General features: G+C 67.7%; 18 protein-coding genes and 1 pseudogene. 4 read left to right on the plus strand and 15 right to left on the minus strand.

The window, feature by feature from the left end; all coding sequences use genetic code 11:
• Window positions 1–136: 136 nt before the first annotated feature.
• The 11 genes and pseudogenes from AC1C2U_RS06730 to AC1C2U_RS06780 form a co-directional block, all read right to left on the minus strand.
• Window positions 137–850, minus strand: a pseudogene (locus AC1C2U_RS06730) (L-ribulose-5-phosphate 4-epimerase); the annotation flags it as partial.
• 532 nt (window positions 851–1,382) lie between these two features.
• A complete protein-coding gene (locus AC1C2U_RS06735; protein WP_495360967.1) occupies window positions 1,383–2,501 on the minus strand; it encodes a substrate-binding domain-containing protein in 1,119 nt (372 codons plus the stop codon).
• A gap of 77 nt (window positions 2,502–2,578) precedes the next feature.
• The gene (mmsB, locus tag AC1C2U_RS06740) at window positions 2,579–3,934 is read right to left on the minus strand and encodes a multiple monosaccharide ABC transporter permease (RefSeq protein WP_495360968.1); all 1,356 of its coding nucleotides are present in this window, start codon (window positions 3,932–3,934) and stop codon (window positions 2,579–2,581) included.
• Complete coding sequence (gene mmsA / locus AC1C2U_RS06745; RefSeq protein ID WP_495360969.1) at window positions 3,931–5,475, minus strand: multiple monosaccharide ABC transporter ATP-binding protein; 1,545 nt, start codon at window positions 5,473–5,475, stop codon at window positions 3,931–3,933. Before mmsA ends, mmsB begins: the two co-directional genes overlap by 4 nt.
• 207 nt (window positions 5,476–5,682) lie before the next feature.
• Window positions 5,683–6,771: a LacI family DNA-binding transcriptional regulator gene (locus tag AC1C2U_RS06750; RefSeq protein ID WP_495360970.1), complete on the minus strand. Its 1,089-nt coding sequence runs from the start codon at window positions 6,769–6,771 to the stop codon at window positions 5,683–5,685.
• A gap of 142 nt (window positions 6,772–6,913) precedes the next feature.
• Entirely contained in the window at window positions 6,914–8,392 is a 1,479-nt protein-coding gene (locus AC1C2U_RS06755; RefSeq protein WP_495360971.1) for an MFS transporter, read from the minus strand.
• A gap of 57 nt (window positions 8,393–8,449) precedes the next feature.
• Window positions 8,450–9,280 (minus strand): aldo/keto reductase, encoded by an 831-nt coding sequence (locus AC1C2U_RS06760; protein ID WP_495360972.1) that lies wholly within the window; start codon window positions 9,278–9,280, stop codon window positions 8,450–8,452.
• A gap of 162 nt (window positions 9,281–9,442) precedes the next feature.
• A complete protein-coding gene (locus tag AC1C2U_RS06765) occupies window positions 9,443–10,396 on the minus strand; it encodes a cyclase family protein (protein WP_495360973.1) in 954 nt (317 codons plus the stop codon).
• Complete coding sequence (locus AC1C2U_RS06770) at window positions 10,393–11,784, minus strand: APC family permease (RefSeq protein ID WP_495360974.1); 1,392 nt, start codon at window positions 11,782–11,784, stop codon at window positions 10,393–10,395. The genes AC1C2U_RS06765 and AC1C2U_RS06770 overlap by 4 nt, the downstream gene beginning before the upstream one ends.
• 290 nt (window positions 11,785–12,074) lie before the next feature.
• Complete coding sequence (locus AC1C2U_RS06775) at window positions 12,075–13,271, minus strand: cystathionine gamma-synthase (RefSeq protein WP_495360975.1); 1,197 nt, start codon at window positions 13,269–13,271, stop codon at window positions 12,075–12,077.
• A 102-nt stretch (window positions 13,272–13,373) separates the two neighbouring features.
• Window positions 13,374–14,741, minus strand: a complete 1,368-nt coding sequence (locus tag AC1C2U_RS06780) for a cystathionine beta-synthase (RefSeq protein ID WP_495360976.1) — start codon at window positions 14,739–14,741, stop codon at window positions 13,374–13,376.
• A gap of 327 nt (window positions 14,742–15,068) precedes the next feature.
• On the opposite strand from AC1C2U_RS06780, the gene AC1C2U_RS06785 reads away from it, so the two are divergent.
• Complete coding sequence (locus AC1C2U_RS06785) at window positions 15,069–15,752, plus strand: thioredoxin-like domain-containing protein (RefSeq protein ID WP_495360977.1); 684 nt, start codon at window positions 15,069–15,071, stop codon at window positions 15,750–15,752.
• The gene (locus AC1C2U_RS06790; RefSeq protein ID WP_495360978.1) at window positions 15,749–16,444 is read left to right on the plus strand and encodes a DUF305 domain-containing protein; all 696 of its coding nucleotides are present in this window, start codon (window positions 15,749–15,751) and stop codon (window positions 16,442–16,444) included. Before AC1C2U_RS06785 ends, AC1C2U_RS06790 begins: the two co-directional genes overlap by 4 nt.
• Before the next feature lie 46 nt (window positions 16,445–16,490).
• Here the strand turns inward: AC1C2U_RS06790 and AC1C2U_RS06795 are convergent, their stop codons facing one another.
• On the minus strand, window positions 16,491–17,045 hold the full coding sequence (locus AC1C2U_RS06795) for a CGNR zinc finger domain-containing protein (RefSeq protein ID WP_495360979.1): 555 nt from the start codon (window positions 17,043–17,045) through the stop codon (window positions 16,491–16,493).
• 26 nt (window positions 17,046–17,071) lie between these two features.
• Here AC1C2U_RS06795 and AC1C2U_RS06800 point away from each other — a divergent pair, with 26 nt between their 5' ends.
• Window positions 17,072–17,734 (plus strand): LysE family translocator, encoded by a 663-nt coding sequence (locus tag AC1C2U_RS06800; protein WP_495360980.1) that lies wholly within the window; start codon window positions 17,072–17,074, stop codon window positions 17,732–17,734.
• Between the two features lie 136 nt (window positions 17,735–17,870).
• Here AC1C2U_RS06800 and AC1C2U_RS06805 read toward each other — a convergent pair whose 3' ends face one another.
• Window positions 17,871–19,877, minus strand: a complete 2,007-nt coding sequence (locus AC1C2U_RS06805; RefSeq protein WP_495360981.1) for an ABC transporter ATP-binding protein — start codon at window positions 19,875–19,877, stop codon at window positions 17,871–17,873.
• Window positions 19,878–20,296: 419 nt separating this feature from the next.
• On the opposite strand from AC1C2U_RS06805, the gene AC1C2U_RS06810 reads away from it, so the two are divergent.
• A complete protein-coding gene (locus tag AC1C2U_RS06810; protein WP_495360982.1) occupies window positions 20,297–21,151 on the plus strand; it encodes a DUF559 domain-containing protein in 855 nt (284 codons plus the stop codon).
• A gap of 287 nt (window positions 21,152–21,438) precedes the next feature.
• Here the strand turns inward: AC1C2U_RS06810 and AC1C2U_RS06815 are convergent, their stop codons facing one another.
• A complete protein-coding gene (locus AC1C2U_RS06815; RefSeq protein ID WP_495360983.1) occupies window positions 21,439–22,428 on the minus strand; it encodes a carbohydrate ABC transporter permease in 990 nt (329 codons plus the stop codon).
• Complete coding sequence (locus tag AC1C2U_RS06820) at window positions 22,425–23,393, minus strand: carbohydrate ABC transporter permease (protein ID WP_495360984.1); 969 nt, start codon at window positions 23,391–23,393, stop codon at window positions 22,425–22,427. Before AC1C2U_RS06820 ends, AC1C2U_RS06815 begins: the two co-directional genes overlap by 4 nt.
• Window positions 23,394–23,461 lie beyond the last annotated feature (68 nt).

Below are 23,461 nucleotides of genomic sequence, written 5' to 3' on the forward strand. Positions count from 1 at the left end.
CCCCGGCATCCCCGGCTGCGCCTTCTGGACGGGCATCCCCGGCCTGCCCGGCTGCGCCTGCTCGACGGGCATCCCCGGCCTGCCCGGCTGCGCCTGCTCGACGGGCATCCCCGGCCTGCCCGGCTGCGCCTTCTGGACGGGCATCCCCGGCCTGCCCGTACACGTTCTGATACCGGTCGTAGAGGCGGTCGATCGCGTCCTGCGGAATCGGGATGAGCGGCCCCGCCTCGCGGGCGAAGTGCACACTGCGCGCGACATCCTCGACCATGACGGCAGCCTTGACCGCGGCCTTCGCGTTCGCTCCGATGGTGAACGGACCGTGGTTCGCCATCAGCACGGCAGGAGAACGGTGCCCCGCGAGGGTCTCGACGATGCCGCGGCCGATCGAGTCGTCGCCGATGATCGCGAACGGGCCCACCGGGATCGGCCCGCCGAACTCGTCGGCCATCGCCGTGATGACGCACGGGATCTCTTCGCCGCGCGCCGCCCACGCGACGGCGAAGGTCGAGTGGGTGTGCACGACGCCGCCGACCTCTGGCATATGCCGGTACACGTACGCGTGCGCCGCCGTGTCGCTCGACGGGCTTCGGTCGGAGCCGGGCGTGCCCGGGATCACGTTGCCGTCGAGGTCGCAGAGGATCATGTTCTCGGGGGCGAGCTCGTCGTACGAGACGCCAGAGGGCTTGATCACGAAGAGGTCGGCGCCCGGCACCCGGCCCGAGACGTTGCCGCCCGTCCAGACGACGAGTCCGTAGCGGGTCAATTCGCCGTGCAGCGCGGAGACATCGTCGCGAATCCGCGTAATCGCGGCCTGGACCTCGCGCGCGAACTCGGGCGCCGTGCCGCTCATAGAGACTCCTTCGTCGATTACGTTAGCGCTAACGAAGCCCTATGTTAGCGCTCACGACGACCGCTGCAAAACCTCGGCTCACGCTGCCCGATTCCGACTCAGGTGAGCGGATGCCGCGGCATCCGGCCGCCCTGCCGTGCACAATTCCGGACCACGGATGCCTCGCCCGGCGAGTCGTGACCCGTTGACGGCGTGTCGGCACGCCTGCTCCGGAGTTGTGCACGGTCGCTCCGGGCCGCGTCAAGACGAACCGCCACCACGCAGCATCCGCACCCACCACAGCACCCGCCACCACGCAACATCACCACAGCACCCGCCACGCAGCATCCGCACCCACCACAGCACCCGCCACCACGCAACATCACCACACAGCACCCGCCACCACGCAACATCACCACACAGCACCCGCCACCACGCAGCATCCGCACCCACCACAGCACCCACCACCACGCAACATCCGTGACACGAAGCACCCGTGGCACGACGAAGGCCCCCGCTCCCGAAGGGGCGAGGGCCGACGTGCGTGGGGTGACTAGCCCGCCGCGTTCACGATCTCGAGGAGGTTCGGGTTGTTGGCGTATGCGTCAGCCGCGTTCTCCTTCGTCACGATGACCGGCGCGAGCAGGAAGGCGGGAACGATCTTCTCGCCGTTGTCGTACTGCTCGGTGTCGTTGACCTCGACCTCTTCGCCCTTCTGGAGCTGCTGGATCATCTTGATCGTCTGCTCCACGAGGAGGGTCGTGTCCTTGTTGATGGTCGAGAACTGCTCCCCGGCCATGATCGACTTGACCGACTCGACCTCGGAGTCCTGACCGGTGACCGTGATGGTCGCGATGTCCTTGCCGGCCTGATTCACCGACGTGATGATCGCGCGAGCGAGCGTGTCGTTCGGCGAGAGCACACCGTCGATGGCGGCGGTCCCGTACGTCGAGGTCAGGATCGAGTCCATGCGGCTCTGGGCGTTCTCGGCTTCCCAGCCCTGCGTCGCCGTCTGGGCGATGTCGGTCTGGCCCGAGGCGACGACGAGGGTGCCGTCGTCGATCTTCGGCTGGAGAACCTCCATGGCGCCGTTGAAGAACACGGCGGCGTTGGCGTCGTCAGGCGAGCCCGAGAACAGTTCGATGTTCCACGGAGCCCCGTGGCCCGAGCGCTGCTCGAGACCGTCGAGGAGCGCCTCGCCCTGCAGCTGGCCGACCTTGAAGTTGTCGAACGCGACGTAGTAGTCGACGTTCGGCGTGTTCTCGATCAGACGGTCGTAGGCGATGATCGTGACGCCGGCGTCGGCAGCCTGCTGCAGCTGCGTTCCGAGCTGCTTGCCGTCCTTCGCACCGATGACGATGACCTTCGCACCGTTGGTGACCATGGCCGAGATCTGGTTCTGCTGCTCGGCGACGGTGTTCGAGGCGGGCGCGTACTGCACGTCGCCCTTGAAGCCGGCCTCTTTCAGTCCGTCTTCGAACAGGCCGCCGGCCAGTACCCAGTTCTCCGACGTCTTGTCGGGCAGTGCGACACCGATCGTCGAATCGGCTGCGAAACCGGCAGCGTCGGACGCTTCGCCCGTGTCGCCGCCACGGTCGCCACCCGCGCAACCCGCGAGGGCGAGTGCAGCGACCGCAGCGAGGGCGGTAGCCGCAAGAGTGATTTTCTTCATTGATCATTCACTTTCTGATTGGGATTGTCGGACTTCTCTTGGACGGTGACGAATGAGCGGATGCCGCGGCGGTGACCTCAGCGCCGTGAAAGGTCCTCGGGCCGCGACGACACGTTGGACGGCCCTGTCGGGGCGACCGTCGGCGCCTCGTCCGGTGCCTGCGTCTCGAGCCGCGCCTTGCGCCGCGTCGACCAGATGCCGAGGATCGACGGGCGGCCCTGGCGCTTGCTCCACACGTCGACCGCGACGGCGAGGAGGAGCACGAGCCCCTTGATGATCTGCACGACGTCGGCGCCGGCACCGATGAGTTGCAGGCCGTTGTTGAGGAACGCCATCACGAGACCACCGACGATCGAGCCGATCACGGTGCCGATGCCGCCCGAGACGGCCGCGCCGCCGATGAAGACCGCGGCGATCGCGTCGAGCTCCCAGCCGTTGCCGTCTTGCGGGCCCGAGGCCGTCGAACGGGCGACGAAGATCATGCCCGCGAGCGCGGCGAGCACCGACATGTTCATCATGACGAAGAAGTCGACGCGTCGGTCCTTGACACCCGAGAGCGTCGCGGCGAGGCGATTGCCGCCGACCGCGTAGATGTGTCGGCCGAAGATCGTGTTGCGGGTGATGAAGGAGTACAGGATGACGAGCACCACGAGGATGATGCCCGAGATCGGGAAGCTCGTGCCGGGGCGTCCCGTGGCGAACAGCCACGCCGCCCAGAGCAGCACGCCGGCGAGCACGATGACCTTCACGACGCTCACCCAGACCGGCGCCGAGTCGGAGCCCAGCTTCTTCTGCACCCGGCGCATGTGGATCTCGTTCCAGACGATCCAGCCGGCACCGATGACGCCGAGCAGCATCGTCAGCACGTTGAAGTTCAGGGGCAGCGCGAGCTCGGGCAGGTAGCCGGCACCGATCTGGCCGAACTCCGGCGGCACCGGCGTCGTCGTCGACTGCCCGATGAACTGGTTGCCGCCACGGAAGATGAGCATGCCGGCCAGGGTCACGATGAATGCCGGCACGCCGACGAACGCCACCCAGAATCCCTGCCAGGCGCCGATCGCCGCCCCGACGGCGATGCCGAGCAGAATCGCGAGCGGCCACGGGAAGTTCCACTCCGCCATCGACTTCGCCACGATGATGCCGGTGAAGGCGGCGACCGACCCGACCGAGAGATCGATGTGGCCCATGATGATGACCATCACCATGCCGATCGCGAGGATCAGGATGTAGGAGTACTGGTTGACGACGTTGATGAGGTTCGTCGGCGAGAGCGTCAGCCCGCCCGTCCAGATCTGGAAGATCACGATGATGAGGATGAGGCTGCCGAGGATGCCGAACTGGCGGAGGCTCGACTGGCCGCCTCCGAAGATCTTGCGGATGTCGGAGAACCCGCCCTTCTTCTGGGCGGTCGGGTCGTTCGCCGTCGTGCTCATGCGTTCGCCTTCTTCTTCGTCGAGGTCATGCTGCGCATGAGCGCCTCGGGGTTGGCTTCGGATGCGGGGATATTGTCGGTGATCTGACCTTCGAACACCGTGTAGATGCGGTCGGCGATGCCGAGCAGTTCGGGCAGCTCGCTCGAGATGAGGATCACGCCCTTGCCTTGCGCGGCGAGCGCCTGGATGATCGTGTAGATCTCGTACTTGGCGCCGACGTCGATGCCGCGCGTCGGTTCATCGAGGATCAGCAGGTCGGGGTCGGTGAACATCCATTTCGCGAGCACGACCTTCTGCTGGTTGCCGCCCGAGAGCTTCGAGACACCCACATCGACGCTCGGCGTCTTGATGCGCAACTGCTTGCGGTAGTCCTCGGCGATGCCGAACTCCTGCGACTCGTCGATCACGCCTCGCTTGGCGATCTTCGAGAGCTTCGCGGCGACGATCGAGCGCTTGACCGTGTCGAGCAGGTTCAGCCCGAGCTGCTTGCGGTCTTCGCTGACGTAAGCGAGGCCGTGGTTGATCGCCGACTCGACGTCTTTCAGCACGATCTCCTTGCCGTCTTTCACGATCGTGCCCGAGAGGTAGTTGCCGTAGGAGCGGCCGAAGATGCTCATCGCGAGTTCGGTGCGACCGGCACCCATGAGCCCGGCGAGCCCGACGATCTCGCCGCGGCGTACGTTCAGGTTCGATCCCTTGGCGACGAGCCGCTCGGGCACCTGCGGGTGCTGGATCGTCCAGTCCTTGACCTCGAAGAACACCTCGCCGATGTGCGGCGTGCGGTCGGGGAAGCGGCTTTCGAGCGAGCGGCCGACCATGCCGCGGATGATGCGGTCTTCGTCGACCCCGCCGGAACTGACGTCGAGCGTCTCGATCGCGTGGCCATCGCGAATGATCGTGATCTCGTCGGCGACCTCTTCGATCTCGTTGAGCTTGTGCGAGATCATGATCGAGGTGATGCCCTTGCCCTTGAGGCCGCGGATCAGGTCGAGCAGGTGCTGCGAGTCGTCTTCGTTGAGGGCGGCGGTGGGCTCGTCGAGGATCAGGAGCTTCACGTCTTTCGCGAGCGCCTTGGCGATCTCGACGAGTTGCTGCTTGCCGACGCCGAGGTGCTTGATCTGCGTGTCCGGGTCTTCGGCGAGGCCGACGCGCGCGAGCAAGTCGATGGCCCGCACCTTCGCGGCGCGCCAGTCGATGCGACCGCCGTGGTTGATCTCGTTGCCGAGGAAGATGTTCTCGGTGATCGACAGCTCGGGAATGAGCGCGAGCTCCTGGTGGATGATCGCGATGCCGGCCTGTTCGCTCTGGCGGATGTCCTTGAACTGCACCTCCTCGCCGCGGAAGATGATCTGCCCGGTGTAGGTGCCGTGCGGGTAGACCCCGGAGAGCACCTTCATGAGGGTGGACTTGCCGGCGCCGTTCTCACCGCAGATCGCGTGGATCTCGGCGGGCATCACCGTGAGCGAGACATCCGCAAGCGCCTTGACGCCCGGGAACTCCTTGGTGATGGAGCGCATCTCGAGAATGGGCTGCGGGCTCATCGGGCGTCTCCTGTGGCGGGTCGGCGACGTGCGGACCGGCCCGCGGGCATGGCTTCGACCGATCCACGCTCGCGGGGTTCCGCAAGGGGCGTCGTCGGCGACTCGTTCACGTGCAACCTCGATGTCATTCGTTCGGGGCGGTATCTGCGTGCGATCACGTGTGACCGTTCACATCGATCCCTATGGTGCATCTGAGATTCCTCCCTGTCAAGCCGAGCCAGTCACGCTTGCATAACGAGGGCGCCGACCGGATGCCTCCGCCGTCGACCCTCGCGTGACGAGCCTCGGTACGATCTCCTCGACCTCGGCCACCTCGCGCCCGTGCACCTGGTTCAGGAGCAGCGCCACGGCGCGGCGCCCGATCTCGTGAAAGTCCTGGTGCACCGTCGTGAGCGGCGGCCAGACGTGCTGGGCCACCGGAATGTCGTCGAAGCCGACCACGCTGACCTCCCCCGGCACGTCGAGGCCGACATCGCGGAACGCGTGCATGAGGCCGATCGCCATCACATCGTTCGCCGCGAACACCGCGGTGAAGTCGAGGTGCCGGCTGAGCTCGCGGCCGGCGAAGTAGCCGAAGTCGGCGCTCCAATCACCGAGGATCGGCGGGTGCAGCGTGAGGTCGGCATCATCGATCGCGTCGAGGAAGCCACGCATGCGGGCCTCGGCTTCGATCCAGTCCTGCGGACCGGCCAGGTGCACGATCTCGCGGTGTCCGAGGCTCACGAGGTGCTGCGTGGCGCGGCGCGCACCCGTGACCTGGTCGACCGAGAGAGCGAGATGATCGCTGCGCCCGGTGGATTGGAGGCTCACGAACGGCACCCCGATGGGCGAGGTGGCGAGCACGTCGAAGACTCGCACCTGCGGGGCGATGACGACGAGCCCCTCGATCGCCTGCAGCATGAGGTGCTCGAGCGCGTCGGCGATGCCCTCGGGCGTGGCCTCGGTGAGGTTCGCGGTGTTCACGTAGTAGCCGTGCTCGCGCGCCGCGTCTTCGATCGCCGCGATGCTCGTCGCCGGACCATACTCGCTGCTCCGGGCGGCGAGCACGCCGATCGTGTGCGAGCGGCTCGTGACGAGCGCCCGCGCAGCGCGATTCGGCCGGTACTGCAGCGTCTCCATCGCGGCCAGCACGCGCTCTTTGGTCTCGGGCCGGATGCTCGGGTGGTCGTTCAGCACCCGGGAGACGGTCTGATGCGAGACCTCGGCGAGGCGCGCCACATCGCGGATGCTGGGCGCCCGCCCTTTGGGAGTCTCAGGAATCACAACCAGACCGTTCACCCCAATGTGCACGTTCACATCGGCGGCGGTTCCATTATGCACGCGCGCGCCGGTTCCCGCGCATTGCGGATCGTGTGACAGTCACATGGGGGTGTCACGGCGACACGAGGTCACGTCATACGCGCTGCGACGGCGTTCGATCCGAGCTCGCGATGACCATTCAGACGCCGACGGCCGCCCCGCCGCGGGGCTTCACGCGCGACGCGAGCACCACCGCCACAAGCGCGATCACGACGGTCACGGCGAACTCGGCCGTGAACGCCCCTCCCACGACCGCGCTCGCAACGAGAGCGGTGACGGCGAGGGCGACGGATGCCCCGAGCGACTCGCCGATCGACAGCGCCGCGCTGTTGAACCCCTGCGCCGAGACCGGCGAGAGCTTCAACACCGCCACCGAGAATCGCGGATACATGAAGCCCATGGCGCCGCCCGCGAAGGTCCACGCGACGAATGCGATCGCGGGCGTGAGGGTGAATGCCGCGACGAGCAGCACGATCGCCAGCGACACCGTGAGCAGCGCGGCACCGATCTGTACCGCCTGCGTGTTCGACACACGGTCGCCGAGTCGGCCCTGCAGCCACGACGCGGCAGCCCAGCTGACGCCCGCGCCGGTGAGCACCGCCCCGGCGAGGCTGGGTGAGAAGTCGTATCGCTCGATGAAGAGGTACGGCAGGTAGATCTCGGAGCCGAAGAACGCACCGGCGACGATGAGCCGGAGCAGCACAGTCGCCGGCATGCCGCGCGCGGCACGCAACGTGCCGGCGGGCAGCAGCGGTCGTACGGCCACGGCGACGAGCACGATGGCAACGACGGCGATGACCCAGCGCCACGGCTCCCCGACCTCCTTCGAGAGCGACAGGGCGAGCGCGGCCGCGGCGGTGAGCACCGCCCAGCCAACGCGCCCGAGGCTCCAGCGCACCGACGTGTCGCCCTGCACCTGGTCGCGCACACGGAGCATCGGCCGCAGCATCATCGCGGCTGCCGGCACGATCAGCACGATCACGCCGAGGAACACCCAGTGCCAGCTGGTGGCTTCCGCGACGACGCCGGCGAGCGCCGGCCCCACGATCGACGGAATGACCCACGCTGCAGCGAAGCCCGCGAAGACCCGCGCCCGCAGCTCCTCGGGGTAGACCCGACCGACAATGACGTAGAGGGGCACGATGACGGCGGCGCCAGCGAGTCCGTGCACGAAGCGCCCGACGACGAACACTTCCATGTTCACGGCGGTGCCCGCGATCACGAGGCCGAGCACGAACAGCACGGCCGCGGTGACGAGCGACGGGATCGGCCCCGACCGGTCGGTCCAGTTGCCCGCGAGCACCATGCCGATGATGCCGGCAGCGAGCGGCACTGCGAACGCGAGCGCGAAGAGCGACTCGCCGTCGAGCTGCTCGGCGACGAGCGGCATGATGGTCGTGACCGCCATCGCCTCGAACGCCGCGAGGAAGATCAGCGAGAACATGCCGATCGAGAGCCAGCGGTACGGCATCGCCAGCGGACCGCCGGCAGGCACCGGCGATACTGCAGCGGCGGATGCCTCGGCTGATGCGCCCCGCGAGGTCTCGGCATCGTCGGTCGAGGTCGGTGTTGGCGTCTCAGCGGTCGGTGTTGGCGTCTCAGCGGTCGGTTCGGTCACTCTGTCGAGCCTACGACTTCAAGCGGGCTTGAACTCAAGCCGAGAGGCGCGGCGACCTCAGAGCTCTTCGTGCGTGTCGGGGTCTGCGCCCCAGATGCGCCCGCGCGAGAGCGACGAGATGGCGTCGACCTCTTCTGTCGTGAGCGTGAACCCGAAGACGTCGAGGTTCTCACGTCGGCGCGCGGCATCCGACGATTTCGGAATCGGTACCGACTCGAGCTCGACGTGCCAGCGCAGCACCGTCTGCGCCGGCGAGACGCCATGCGCTCTGGCGATCGCCGTGACGACCGGCTCCTCGAGGAGTTCGGTGCGGCGAGCGAGCGGGCTCCAGCTCTCGGTGCGGATCTCGTGCTCGTCGTGGAAGGCGCGCAACTCCTGCTGGGGGAAGTAGGGGTGCAGTTCGACCTGATTGACGACCGGCACGACACCCGTCTCGTCGATGAGGCGGCTGAGTTGCGCCGGCGTGAAGTTCGAAACGCCGATCGCGCGCACGAGGCCCTTCTCGCGCAGCGAGATCATCGCTCGCCAGCTGTCGACGTACTTGTCGATGCGCGGCAGCGGCCAGTGGATGAGGTACAGGTCGACCCAGTCGAGGTCGAGGCGGGAACGCGACTGCTCGAAGCTCGCGATGGTCTCGTCGAACCCGTGATGACGGCCGGGAAGCTTCGTCGTGATCTCGAGGTCGCTGCGATCGACGTCGGTGCGGCGGATCGCCTCGCCCACGGCCTCTTCATTGCCGTAGTTGTACGCCGTGTCGATGAGGCGATAGCCATCGGCGATGGCCCCGGTTATCGCGTCGATGCCCGCTTGATCGTTGAGACCGTAGGTGCCGAGCCCGAGTGCCGGGATGGTGTTGCCGTCGCGGAGGGAATACTCGGGTGCGATCATCTGTCCATCCTCACGCACTCGAGGGGCGGTGCCAACACTCCGACATGCTCGATTCGACCGATTCGCGATTTCTGCGGGTTGAGGAGGCGCGCCAGCGCCGTCTCGAAACCACAACATGAACACCGAGCGGGTTGAGGAGGCGCGCCAGCGCCGTCTCGAAACCTACGACAGCGGCAACTCAGCGAACGCGCGAACCGGGAAGGTGCCGAAGCCTGCGACGCGAGGCGGCACCGCCGTGAACCGCGCCCCGCGCGGCGGCACGTCGGCCAGCGCGGTGAGGTGTTCCACCACGTGGATGCCCGCCGCGAGAAGAATCGAATGCGCCGGCCGCTCGCCCCCCGACTCGGTGTCGTCGATGTTGAGGGAGTCGATGCCGACTATCGCGACTCCGGCATCGGCGAGGTGCCGGGCGCCCGCCTCGGTGAGGAACGGCGATCCGTGCGCGTACTCGGGCCGCCCGAAGTGACGGCTCCAGCCGGTGTGCAGCAGCACGGCCGTGCCGGCGAGGTCACGGTCGAAGAAGACCTCGGCGGGGATGCCGCGCTCGGCGGCATCCGTCAACCCGAAGACCTCGGCGGGCACGCCGACGAGCGTTTCGAGCGACAGGCTCGCGAGATCGCCGCCGCCGTCGTAGCGGTGGAACGGGCTGTCGAGGTAGGTGCCCGTGTTGCCGGCCATCGCGATGACGTCGATCTCGAATTCGGTGCCGGGCGCGTAGACCGCGCGTGACGCCTCGCGCGTGAGGTGCGGCGTGATCACCGGTACGGGAAGACCGGGGTAGGTCACGAGCCCGGCGCTGATCGTGTGGCTGAGGTCGACGAGACGACCGCGCTGCGTGACGTCGAGCCCAGCGGATGCCGCCTCGCTCGTCTCGCTCGCATGCACGCCTGCATCGGCCACGCCACGAGACCCGCGGTGCGCCTCTTCGACGATCGCGAGGTTCGAGAGTTCGATGCTGCCGACGAGGGCGAGGCCGAGGTGGCGTACGAGCAACTCGCCGATCTGGCCCTCGGTGAGTTCGGCCGACGGCACGTCGAGCCGGAAGGCCTCGGCGCGAAGGCCGCCCCCGTTCACGAACGCGATATCGGCATCGAAGTGGGCTCTGTAGTCGGTCACAGTGGTTCCTCTGCAATTGTCGGCGTGGGCGACTTCGGCGTGCGCGACGTCGGCGTGCGCACTCGGCGCACCACCGTGACGATGACGGCGGCCACGGCGAGCACGAGCGGCACGACGAGGTTCGCCCAGGCGAGCACGAGGAGCCCGGCGGTCATGACGGTCGCGACGACGGCGAGCCACCAGCCGAACGACCAGCGGCGCAGCAGCAGGGTCGCGGCGAGCATGCCCACGGCGTAGATCGCGACCATGTTGCTCGTGTGAATGAGGATGAAGCCCGTGAGGTCGAGGTCGTTGAGCAGCATGAGCCCGAAGTAGACGACGATGAGCACTCCCGTGAGCGCGAGGGCTCGGCGCGGCACCTCGCCGTCGGCCGCGCCTTTCGCGAAGAACCGCGGCAGGTCCCCGTCGCGACCGAGCGCGGCACCGAGCTTGCCGAAAGCCGGCAGGTACGCGTTCATCACGCCGACCGTGACGATCGCCGCGATGATCGCGACGAGCACCGGCCCGATGCCGGGCGCGGTCGTCTCGACGAGGTCGAGCAGCGGCACCTGCCCCTCGCCTGCACGATCGCCGAGCACTGCAACGGTGACGAATTGCAGTGCGAGGTAGCCCGCGCCCACCACGACGACGGCGATCGCCGTCGCGAGTGGGATCGTGCGCCGTGGGTTCTTGAACTCACCGGCGAGGTGGGTGCCGACCTCCCAACCGGCGAACGCCCACACGAAGAGACTGATCGCGATGCCGACGCCGCCCCAGCCGTTCGGCAGGAACGGCTCGAAGTTGGCCGCGTCGACCGCCGGGAACGTGACGGCGACGACACCGACCACGACGGTGATCAACAGCCCGGTGAGCACGAACTGCACCCAGCCGGCGACGCGGATGCCGAACCAGTTTGCGATGAACGGCGGCACGAAGACCGCGAAGCCGATGATCGGCACGGCTGCACGGTCGACGCCGAGCACGGCGACGACGTACTCGCCGCCGAGGATCGCGAGCACGGGCGCGCCGACGCAGACACCGAAGAAGAACCAGTAGCCGGCCATGCGTGCAGCGGTGCCGCCGAGTGCACGGCGCACGTAGCTGGCCACCCCTCCCGCGTCGGGGTAGCGCGAGGCGAGCGCCGCGAAGGTGCCGGCGAGCGGGATGGAGAGCACGAGCACTGCAGCCACGGCGACGATCGACGCGGGGCCCGCCGCCGCAGCCGCGAGCCCCGGGAGCACGAGGATGCCGGTGCCCAGCACGCTCGCGATGTACAGGGCCGTGCCCTGCACGAGACCGAGGGTGCCGCGATGCGCCTGCGGGGGCGAGGCGGCGCCGGTTGGCGCGCCGACAGCGCCTGCGACGGCGGCTGCGGTGCCGGCCGCCACGGAAGTATCATTCGAAGTCACCAGCACATTCTGGGGCATCCCACCGACGGTCACCGCTGGCAGCCCGGACATGCTACGTCGATAAACTGCCAACCCTGCGCGGCCCATGCGCGGCCGTAATCCGCGCCCACCGCAAACGGGCACGCCCACTGACTCGCATTCGTGGCCGCCGGTCGCCCACCGCCGGTCGAGTAGCGACGAAGGAGCGTATCGAGACCCACCCGCGATGGGTCTCGATACGCGTCCTCCTTCGTCGGGCGCTACTCGACCTGCGTGGGCCCACAGGCGGGCGCTACGCGACCAGCGTGGGCCTACAGGCGCGCGAGCGCTCCGTCGATATCGGCGAGCAGGTCGGCGACGTCTTCGATGCCGACCGACAGACGCACGATCGACTCGGGCACCTCCGCCTCGGTGCCCTTCACCGAGGCGTGCGTCATCTCCGAGGGGTAGTTGACGAGCGACTCGACGCCGCCGAGCGACTCGGCGAGCTGGAACAGCTCGGTCGATTCCGCGAACCGTCTGGCCGCCTCGCCGCCGCCGGTGAGCGCGATCGACAGCATGCCGCCGAAGCCCGACATCTGCCGGGCGGCGAGCTCGTGTCCTTGGTGCGACTCGAGCCCCGGATAGTACACGCGCTCGACGCCCGCGTGACCCTCGAGACGCTGCGCGATCGCGAGGGCGTTCTGGCTGTGCCGCTGCATCCGTACGCCGAGGGTCTTGATGCCCCGCGAGGTGAGGAACGCGTCGAACGGCCCCGAGACCGCTCCCGCCGCGAACTGCGTGAACGTCACCCGCTCGACGAGGTCGGCGAGCTCGGCTCGCCCGGCACCCGTCTCCGAGCCGAACACGAGCGCGCCGCCGACGACATCGGAGTGGCCGCCGAGGTACTTCGTCGTCGAGTGCACGACGATGTCGGCGCCGAGTGCGAGCGGCTGCTGCAGCGCCGGTGAGGCGAAGGTGTTGTCGACGACCACGAGCACGCCGGCCTCACGACCGAGCTCGGCGAGCGCCGCGACATCCGAGATCTTCATGAGGGGGTTCGACGGCGTCTCGACCCACAACACCTTTGTGCCGGGCTCGATCGCCCCGCGCACCGCATCGAGGTCGCTCGTGTCGACGGTCGTATGCCGCACGCCCCATGCGCCGTGGATGCGACGGATGAGCCGGTGAGTGCCGCCGTAGACGTCGTTGCCGATGACGACGTGATCGCCCGGCACGAGCACGGTGCGCAGCAGGGCATCCTCGGCAGCGAGGCCCGACGCGAACGACAGGCCGCGCACGCCGCCCTCGAGCGCGGCGAGCTGGGTCTCGAGGGCCGTGCGGGTCGGGTTGCCGCCGCGCGAGTACTCGTAGCCGCCGCGGAGGCCTCCGATGCCGTCTTGCACATACGTCGACGTCGCGTAGATGGGTGGAATGACCGCGCCGGTCGTCGGATCGGACTCCTGGCCGGCGTGGATCGCGCGGGTGTCGAAGCGGGCCCCTGGCGCGCCGTTTTCAGGAGTTTTCATGAGCGTGCCGCTGCTTTCTAGTCGAAATGAAGGGTGAGGACTTGATCGGTGGCCGGTCTGCCGGAGCAGCCGGAGAACTTCCTGAAAAAAGCAGAAAGCGCGTCAGGCCGAGAGGTAGCTGAGCAGGTCGGTGCGGGTGATGACGCCGAGCGCCTTGCCGCCATCGGTCACGAGCATCGCGGGCGCCGCCCCGAACGCAGAGCGAGCGGATGCCACGGGCTCATTCACCCCGATGAGCGGCAGCGAGTCGCCCACCACGCTCGAGACCTTGTCGGTCAACTTCACCTGGCCTGAGAACACCAGGTCGAGCAGCGTCTCTTCATTCAGCGCACCGAGCACCTCGCCGAGCACGACGGGCGGTTCGGCGGTCAGCACGAGCAACTGCGAGACCCCGGTCTCGGTCATGCGGTCGATCGCCTCGCGCACCGTGTCGTTCGGGTGCACGTAGACGAGGGGTGCCGTGCGGTCGGCCTTCGCCGCGAGCAGCTCGGCGATCGTGTGGCCGGCGGGCGCGTTCGAGAAGCCGTAGGCGCGCATCCACTTGTCGTTGAAGATCTTGCCGAGGTACCCGCGACCACCGTCGGGCAGCAGCACCACGAACACGTCGTCGGGGCCGGCGGATGCCGCGGCCTTGAGCGCCGCAACTACGGCCATGCCGCTCGAGCCGCCGACGAGCACGCCCTCTTCACGAGCGAGCCGCCGGGTCATGTCGAACGACTCTGCGTCTGAGACGGCGATGATCTCATGCGGCACCGCGGGGTCGTACGCCGTCGGCCAGAAGTCTTCGCCGACGCCCTCGACGAGGTACGGCCGGCCGGTGCCGCCCGAGTACACCGAGCCGTCAGGGTCGGCGCCGACGATGCGCACGCGATCTTCGGACACCTCACGCAGATACCGTCCGGTTCCCGTGATCGTGCCGCCCGTGCCCACGCCGGCGACGAAGTGCGTCACCTTGCCCTCGGTGTCGCGCCAGATCTCGGGGCCGGTGGTCTCGTAGTGCGAGCGCGGCCCGTTGGGGTTGGAGTACTGGTCGGGCTTGAACGCCCCCGGGATCTCACGGGCGAGCCGATCGGAGACGCCGTAGTACGACTCGGGACTGTCGGGCGCGACCGCGGTCGGCGTCACGACGACCTCAGCGCCGTAGGCCGTGAGCACGTTGCGCTTGTCTTCGCCGACTTTGTCGGGGCACACGAACACGCAGCGGTAGCCGCGCTGCTGCGCGATGAGCGCGAGCCCCACCCCGGTGTTGCCCGAGGTCGGTTCGACGATCGTGCCGCCGGGCTTCAGCTTGCCCTCGCGTTCGGCCGCGTCGATGATGCGAGCCGCGATGCGGTCTTTCGATGAGCCGCCGGGGTTCAGGTATTCGAGCTTGACCAGCACCGTGGCATCCGTCACCCCCTTCGTGACGTGCTGCAGCTTCACGAGCGGGGTGTCGCCGACGAGATCGACGATGGATTCTGCGTACTTCATGCTGGTGTCCTAGCTGGTCGGCTCGGTCCGCTTCGTGGGCGGACGAGAGCGGCGAACGATCGGGCGTGCGGGGTCGGTCGACGTCAGCGGCGACAACACAGCGCGAGGATCGCGAGGCCATCCTACTGTGCCCCTCGAGCCTGCCTATTATGCCCCCTGAGCCTGCCTATTACGCCCCCTGAGCCTGTCGAAGGGCGTTCGAACGGGCGGCCTGCGCTTCGACGGGCTCAGCGAGCAGAAGAGGCGAGCGGATGCCGCGAGCAGGGTGTTCTCCCAGCGTATGCGTTCGTATGATTGAAACGACAACCTTTCGAGAGAGGCCCACGCGTGAGCGCGACCCCGCCCGTTCCCCCCGCAGTCAAGAAGCAGCTGTCGATCAAGCAGCAGCGCGCCGAAGAGCGCGCGCGCAAGCTCGAGGAGTTCAGGAAGCGCGAGGCTCGCGCCAAGCGCAATCGGCGCATCGGCATCTGGTCGGCCGTCGTCGGCGGCGTCGCGGTCGTCGGGCTGCTCATCGCGGCGATCGTGCTGACCCCGCAGCCGGTCTCGTACAGCGCTGGCGGCGACGGCACCGAGATCGAGGGTGTGGAGACGTTCGACAACCCCGCCGGCCACGTCGAGGGCGTCGTCGACTACGCCCAGACCCCGCCCGCGGGCGGCGAGCACAACCAGATGTGGCTGAACTGCGGCGTCTACGAGCAGCCCGTGCCGAACGAGAATGCCGTGCACTCGCTCGAGCACGGCGCGATCTGGGTGACCTATGACTCCGAGCTGCCCGCCGGCGAGCTCGATGCGCTCAAGAAGCACCTGCCATCGACGTACGTCGTGCTCTCTCCCTTCGAAGACCTCCCCTCGCCGATCGTGCTGAGCGGCTGGAACACGCAGCTCGCCGTCGACGATGCCGGCGACACGCGCATCCCCGCGTTCTTCGAGGAGTTCTGGAAGAGCCAGAATGTGCCCGAGCCCGGCGCGCTCTGCACGGGCGCATACGACGCGCCCGGCAAGGTGTCGTGACCGCCGGCACCGAAGCCCCGAGCCCCGAGCCCCGGCGCGGCGGCCGGGTCGCCGTCATCGTCGTGGCATCCGTCGCCCTCGTCGTCGTCGCGATCGCCGCGTTCTCGATCGGCCGACTCTCGACGCTCGCCGAGCCGACGCCCACCGACACGAGCGCCGAAGCGGGGTTCGCCCGCGACATGCAAGTGCACCACCTGCAGGGCGTCGAGCTCGCGATGATCGTGCGCGACGCGACCGACGACTCCGAAGTGCGCCTGCTCGGCTACGACATCGCGACGACGCAGGCCCAGCAGGCCGGGCAGATGTACGGCTGGCTCTCCGAGTGGGGCCTCTCGCAGGCCGGCAGCGAGCCGTCGATGACGTGGATGACCCGGCCCGCGGCCGACGGCGCGTCCGGCCATGACGCCCACGCCACCGACCCCGCCGCTCATGAACCGGGCGCGCCGATGCCCGGCCTCGCGACGCCGGCCCAGGTCGAAGAACTGCGGGGCCTGACCGGGATCGACGCCGAACGGCGCTTCCTCGAGCTCATGATCGCCCACCACCAGGGCGCGGTCGAGATGGCGGATGCCGCGCTCGCGCGCTCCTCGAACGACGTCGTCGTCTCGCTCGCACGCTCGATCGTCGACAGCCAGACCTCGGAGATCGAGCTCATGACCGGGATGCTCGCGGAGCGCACGCCGGCCGGGTAGCGTGCGTCGTTCGACATCGCCGTGCAGAACTCAGCGCTCACTCTGCTCACTCGGTGCTGGGCGCTGGCTTCGCCGAACGCGCACGATGCCTGCGCACGGCATCTCGATTCGCGCAGCGCACGGAGCAGTAGCGTTGGCGGCCGTTGCGGGTCACGTCGACCACGACGTTCCTGCACGGGTCGCCGGCCGTGTGCCCCGCTGCGCATCTGCCCAGCCGATGCATGCCGCGGGTACTGAGATGCAGCGCGGTTCCGACGCTGATCACGGCAACCATCACCTGCGGAAGAGGCTGATCGAGATCGCGATAGTGCAGGTGCCAGCCTTCGCCGTCGTGGTCGGTCAGGCGCGGGTATGCGGCGGCGGAGGCCATCTGGGCATTCAGTCGTCGTGAACGGATCTGGGAATCGGGTTCGTCGACGACCAAGAGCCATTCGTCGACGACACGTCGGGTCAGCGAATGGTCGTCATCGGCGACGGGGAAGTCCATGGTCATGCCGAACTCGCGCGTGCGGTCGACGATGCCATCGCGGTCTTCCGGCCAGTCATTGGCCAGGGATGCAGCGAGCAGCACTGCGTACTCGCCGTAAGGGTTGAGATGCATAGTGACATTACATCATCGTTGACGCCATGATGCTCTTCGGAAGTGCCGTCTCCTTGGTGGCGGCGGGCGGCATGGCACTGACCGCCCTCGGAATGGTCCTCACACCCGGCCCGAACATGGTCTACCTCGTCTCGCGAAGCGTGAGCCAAGGGCGGCGGGCGGGAATGATCTCACTCGGCGGCACCGCAGTCGGCTTTCTGATCTACCTGACGATGGCGAACCTCGGACTCGCAGTGGTGTTCGTCGCCGTGCCATGGCTGTACACCAGCCTGAAGATCGCCGGAGTCCTCTATCTGATCCACCTCGCGTGGCAAGCGCTCAAACCAGGCGGACACGGCCCGTTCGAAGTGCGCCCCCTCCATCGGGATTCTCCCGCGACGCTGTTCCGGGTCGGCCTGCTCACCAACCTCCTGAACCCGAAGACCGCCGTCATGTATCTCGCGCTCATCCCCCAGTTCATCGACCCGAGCCGCGACGGAACGACCGCGCAGGGCTTCATCCTCGGTGCGATCCAGATCGTCGTGAGCATGGCGGTGAACGCAGTGATCATCTTCGGCGCAGGCTCCATCTCGGGCTTCCTCTCCCAGCGGCCGAGCTGGACGAAATGGCAACGGCGCGTCACCGGTTCGATGCTCGGAGCAGTGGCTGTTCTCCTGGCGCGAGACGTGCCAGAGCGAGCACAGGCCTGACCGGGCTCGCGGCGGCCGGCTCGCTTCGGTCGTCCGCGGCGGCGGGCTCGCGGCGGCGGGCTCGCGGCGGCCGGATCGCTTCGGCGGGCTCGTGGCGGACGCGCGTCGGCTGGCTCGGCCGGCCGGCCGGATCGGGTCAGCCCTCGAGCACCGGCCGTTCCTCCTGCTGGCGGTAGAGCGAGGCGTAGACACCCTCGACGCCGACGAGCTCGGCGTGCGTGCCCTGCTCGACGATGCGGCCCGCAACGACCACGAAGATCACATCGGCACCCACCACCGTCGAGAGGCGGTGGGCGATCGCGATGGTCGTTCGACCACGCGCGGCGTCGTCGAGCGCCTGCTGCACGACGCGCTCCGAGATCGTGTCGAGGGCGCTCGTCGCTTCGTCGAGCACGAGCACCGCCGGGTCTTTCAGAAGCACCCGCGCGATCGCGATGCGCTGCTTCTCGCCGCCGGAGAGACGATAGCCGCGTTCGCCCACCACGGTGTCGTAGCCGTCGGGGAACGAGGCGATCGTCTCGTGGATGTTCGCGGCACGCGCCGCGGCCTCGAGTTCGGCATCAGAGGCATCCGGTTTCGCATACCTCAGGTTCTCGCCGATCGTCGCGTGGAAGAGGTAGGTCTCCTGACTGACGATGCCGATGTGTGAGATGAGCGATTCCTGCACGAGATCGCGCACGTCGACTCCGGCGAAGCGCACGGCGCCGGCGGATGCCTCGTACAGTCGTGGCACGAGATACGACACCGTCGTCTTGCCCGCGCCCGACGGCCCCACGAATGCCGCGAACTGCCCCGGCTCGATCGTGAAGCTCACCCGATCGAGTGTGGGGCGAGAATCGTCGTCGGCGTCGGGGTAGCGGAACGAGACCTCGTCGAACTCCACCCGCCCGAGCATCCCGCCCGCATCCGTTGGTCGAGTGGCGCCCGACGAAGGAGGACGCGTATCGAGACCCCCCGCCGAGAGCACGATCGCATCGGGCTTGTCGGTGATCGCCGGCTTCAGGTCGAGGTACTCGAAGATGCGCGCGAACAGAGCACTCGAGGTCTGCAGGTCGAGGGCCACACGCATGAGCCCCATGAGTGGGAACAGCAGGCGCGCCTGCACGGTCGTGAATGCGACGATCGTGCCCGCCGTGACATCCGCTGCGCCGCCGGTGACGAGCCACCCTGCGACCAGGTAGACGATCGCGGGAATCGACGACATGAAGATGTTGACCATCGCGAAGAACCACTGGCCCGTCATCTGCTGCTTGACCTGCAGCTGGATCTGGTTCTGGTTCTCGTCGGCATAGCGCTCGATCTCGCTCTGCTGCCGGGTGAAGCTCTTCGAGAGCAGGATGCCCGAGACGCTCAGCGTCTCCTGCGTGATTGCGGTCATCTCCGACAGCGACTCCTGCGTCTTGCCGGCGATGCGCGCACGCACCTGCCCGACCCGGCGCTGGGCGATGACCATGAACGGCATGAGCACGAGCGCGATGATCGTCAGCTGCCAGTTGAGGATGAGCATCGCGATGAACGCCGAGATCACCGTGACCGTGTTGCCGAGCACGCTCGACACGGTGTTGGTGAGCACGCCGGCGACGCCGCCGACGTCGTTCTGCAGCCGCGACTGGATGACACCAGTCTTCGTGCGGGTGAAGAAGCTGAGCTCCATCGCCTGCAGGTGCGTGAAGAGGCGCACGCGCAGCGCGCCCATGACCTTGTTGCCGATCGTCGCGGTCAAGTACGTCTGCCACACACCGAGCAGCGCCGAGACGATGTACACGGCGATCATCGCGATGACGAGCCACATGAGCACAGGCAGGTTCGGTCCGGATACCTCGCCGCTCGCGTCGACTGGGAACAGTCCGTCGTCGAACGCTCGCTGGGTCAGCAGCGGCGGGATGATGGCGAACGCCGCGCCGATGAACACAAGCACGACCGTCGTGATGAGTGCGGCCTTGTGCGGGGCGAACAGCTCGGAGATGCGGCGCAGCAAGTGCGGCACCCGCGGGGCCTCGGCATTCGCGACGCGCTGGGCCTCTTCATCGCCTGAGAACACGCGGCGCGAGCCCCCGCCACCGCCGCCACCAGCACTGCCGCCGCCGCCGCGACCGCCACCGGCGCCGCCTCCGCCTCGAGGCGCTCCCCCGTGCATGCTCATGCGTTCACCCTATGCCGCGCCCCGCACCCACCTCCGCTGTTCGCCTGCGGCGCAGCGCGCATCCTGTTGCCCCAACCCGCACGCTCGCGCCGCTCGCCGCTCGCTGCTCGCTGCTCGCCGCTCGCTGCTCGCCCCGCCCCATCTCTCGCCCCTCGCTCCTCGCCCTCGCCCTCGCCTTCACCCTCGCCCCTCACCCCTCGCCCCTCGCCCCTCGCCCCTGCAGCAATTCAGGAGGGGAGGTGTGTCGCGCGCCATCCGACGCCGATTCGGGGCGCGACACGCCCTCCCGTCCTGAATTGCTGCAGGGGCGAGGAGGAGGAACGGCCAACCCGCCCTCCACAGCGCTGCCGGGCGGCGAGACATCCACAGGTCGCCGTCTTCGAACCACGGATGCCTCGGCGCCGCGTTACTCAAGAGTGATGAATCCCATCCCAATGGTGCGTCGGCTCGGCGGTATCGCAGAGACCCGGGAGCTCGTCGCGCTCGGAATCGAGCCGCACGCACTGACGGCTGCTGTACGCTGCGGTGATCTCCTCCGCGTGCGCCGCGGCTGGTACTCGCTCCCCGAGACCGACCCCGTGCTGCAACAGGCGATTCGAGTCGGTGGCAGGCTCGCCTGCGTTTCGGCTGCGGCCCACTACGGCTGGGCGACCCCGGAGCGCCACGGTCTGCACGTCTGCGTCCCCGAGAACAGTTCGAGGCTCAGATCACCCTCGAGCATCGGCGCGAGTGCCGCGCCCGCCCTCGTGGTGCATTGGACGTCTCCACTGGCGTCTGCCGCCCGTCCGCGCTTCGTGACGGACCGCTTCGAGACCGTGACCCAGATCGTGAGTTGCCTGTCGCCCGAGTTCGCCATCGCCGCGTTGGACTCATTCCTGCATGACGACCCTATCGGCAGCCGCGATCTCGAGGCCTGGCTGAGCACCATGCCGGCCTGGCTGGTGCGCGAGCTTCCGACCAGAAACGCGCTCTGTCACAGCTTTCTCGAGACGATCGGACGCATCAGGCTCGAACAGGCCGGCATCACCGGCCAACATCAGGTCGACTTCCCCGGCATCGGACGGGTCGACCTCGTCATCGGCGATCGGCTCGTCATCGAATGGGACGGCGGCACACACCGCACTGCCGCGCAGCAAGACGAGGACTGCCGCAGAGACGCGCTGCTCGCGACGATGGGGTACCGCACACTGCGTTTCTCGTATCGCCTCGTTATGGATGAGTGGCACGTGGTGCTCGCCGCCGTGCGCGCGGCGCTCGCCGCCCCGGCGCTCTGACCCGGGTCCGCCCTCAGGTGGGTGCGCTCGGACGCAACCCCCTGCGGTCGAGCGCACCGTCTGCAGTCGCATCACTCATGGTTGCTCGTCTGCCGCGCAGCAATTCAGGATAGGAGGGCGTGTCGCCCCTCCGCGCGAGCTTTGGGACGGCGCGACACACCTCCCGTCCTGAATTGCTGCAGGGTGGAGCAGCACGAGCGGCAGCGAAGGCCGGGCGGCAGCGACGGATGCCGCGAGCCTCCGCCCGCGGCATCCGTCGCCCCTGCCCGTCTGCGACGTCGTTGGGACTACCCCTTCGTGGATCCGGCCAGCAGGCCGCGCACGAAGTAACGCTGCAGACCGAAGAACACGGCGAGCGGAACGATGATCGAGATGAACGCCGCGGCCGTGAGCCGTTGCCAGTCTTGACCTCTCGTGCCGACCATCTCCGCCAATCGCTGGGTGAGTGGTGCGACGTCTTGCGTACCGCCCGAGAAGATCAAGGCGACGAGCAGGTCGTTCCACACCCAGATGAACTGGAAGATCGCGAACGACGCGAGCGCCGGGGTCGCGAGCGGCAGCACGATACGGAAGAAGATCTGCCCGTGGGTCGCGCCGTCGACCCGCGCCGCCTCGATGACGTCGGACGGGATCTCGGAGATGAAGTTGTGCAGCAGGAAGATCGCGAGCGGCAGGGCGAACATCGAGTGCGCCAGCCACAGCGGCAGGTAATTCTGCTCGGGGATGATCGGCACGACGTCGTGCAGCCACGCCTGCATCGGACGAAGCCAGGTCGAGAAGATCTGCAGCAGCGGCACGAGCGCCATCTGCAGCGGGATGATTTGCAGCGCGAACACGAAGATGAAGAGCCAGTTCACCCATTTGAACCTGATCCAGGCGAAGGCGTAGGCCGCCATCGATGCGAACACGAGCGGGATCAGCGTGGCGAGCAGCGAGATCGCGATCGAGTTGACGATGTACGCGCCGAGCTGCGGAGATGACGACGAGGTGGAGAGCAGCACGTCACGGTAGTTGTCGAGCGTGAAGCCCGGGTTCTGGAAGATCGTCCACCAGCCGGTCTCGCGAATGAGCTCGGCGGGCCGGAACGACGAGACGAGCAGCCCGAACGTCGGGATCGTCCAGACCACCGCGATGATGAGCGCGATGATGGTCGCCGTGCGTGAGGTCAGCCGCTTCTTGACTCGAGCCGTCTTCGTGCCGTATTCGGCCACCTCGGCGGACTCGATCGAGCCGAGCTTCTGGCCGGTCGGGAGGTCGGCGGGGGCGACGCTGCTCATCGGATCTCCCTCTGCTTGCGAAGCACATTGACGTTGTAGATCACGATCGGGAGCACCAGCACGAACAGGATCAGCGCGAGCGCCGAACCTCGACCCACTTCACTCGCGCGGAACGCCTGGGTGTACATCTCGTTCGCGATGACGCTGGTGTTGAAGTTTCCGGCTGTCATCGTGCGGACGATGTCGAAGACCTTCAGCGTGGCGATCGAGATCGTCGTGAGCACCACGACGAGCGCGCCCCGGATGCCCGGCACCGTCACGTTCAAGAAACGCTGCCAGCCGTTCGTGCCGTCGAGTTGTGCCGCCTCGATCTGCTCGGTCGGAACGCCCTTGATGGCCGCGCTGAGGAGCACCATGGCGAACCCGGTCTGGATCCAGATCATGACGACGATCAGCAGGATGGTGTTGATCGGGTCGGACTGCAACCACTGCACCGGTTCGCCACCGAAGGCGGTCACGATCGCATTCAACAGGCCGATCTGCTCACGATCGCCCCCGCGGTATTCGTAGACGAAGCGCCAGATGACACCAGCGCCGACGAAGGAGATCGCGATCGGCATGAACAGGATGACCTTGTAGTAGCGCTCACCCCGCGATCTGTCGATGAATACGGCGTACGCGAGGCCGACGGCCGTCGAGATCGTCGGCACGAGCGCCACCCAGATGATCGTGTTGATCAGCGTGCGGATGGCCGCGGGCTGCGTGAAGGTCCAGACGAAGTTGTCGAAGGTCCAGTCGCCGCTCGAATCCTGGAATGCCAAGAGGCTCGTGCGGATCGCCGGATACACCAGCCCGACCACGATGAAGAGCATCGCCGGCAGCAGGAACAACACGAGCTGCCAGTAGTCGCGGCCCTTCTTCGGGGCCTTGTCGATGAAGAAGATGAGGAGACCGACCACCGCGGCGAATACTGCGAGACCCATCACCACCTGGAGGAGCTTGCCGAGCAGATCGGCCGTGGTCATTGTGCCTCCCATGTTCTTCGTTGAAATCGGAGTCGTTCGTGCAGTCGGGTGACAAGGGGCGGGGTTGA

Source organism: Agromyces sp. Y575, assembly GCF_059445445.1.

Coding starts and splice junctions, on each gene's coding strand:
- AC1C2U_RS06810 (WP_495360982.1), top strand. CDS start 20,297: ATGAATCCCATCCCAATGGTGCGTCGGCTCGGCGGTATCGCAGAGACC.
- AC1C2U_RS06795 (WP_495360979.1), bottom strand. CDS start 17,045: ATGCATCTCAACCCTTACGGCGAGTACGCAGTGCTGCTCGCTGCATCC.
- AC1C2U_RS06775 (WP_495360975.1), bottom strand. CDS start 13,271: ATGAAAACTCCTGAAAACGGCGCGCCAGGGGCCCGCTTCGACACCCGC.
- AC1C2U_RS06815 (WP_495360983.1), bottom strand. CDS start 22,428: ATGAGCAGCGTCGCCCCCGCCGACCTCCCGACCGGCCAGAAGCTCGGC.
- AC1C2U_RS06735 (WP_495360967.1), bottom strand. CDS start 2,501: ATGAAGAAAATCACTCTTGCGGCTACCGCCCTCGCTGCGGTCGCTGCA.
- mmsA (WP_495360969.1), bottom strand. CDS start 5,475: ATGAGCCCGCAGCCCATTCTCGAGATGCGCTCCATCACCAAGGAGTTC.
- AC1C2U_RS06805 (WP_495360981.1), bottom strand. CDS start 19,877: ATGAGCATGCACGGGGGAGCGCCTCGAGGCGGAGGCGGCGCCGGTGGC.
- AC1C2U_RS06800 (WP_495360980.1), top strand. CDS start 17,072: ATGATGCTCTTCGGAAGTGCCGTCTCCTTGGTGGCGGCGGGCGGCATG.
- mmsB (WP_495360968.1), bottom strand. CDS start 3,934: ATGAGCACGACGGCGAACGACCCGACCGCCCAGAAGAAGGGCGGGTTC.
- AC1C2U_RS06780 (WP_495360976.1), bottom strand. CDS start 14,741: ATGAAGTACGCAGAATCCATCGTCGATCTCGTCGGCGACACCCCGCTC.
- AC1C2U_RS06760 (WP_495360972.1), bottom strand. CDS start 9,280: ATGATCGCACCCGAGTATTCCCTCCGCGACGGCAACACCATCCCGGCA.
- AC1C2U_RS06820 (WP_495360984.1), bottom strand. CDS start 23,393: ATGACCACGGCCGATCTGCTCGGCAAGCTCCTCCAGGTGGTGATGGGT.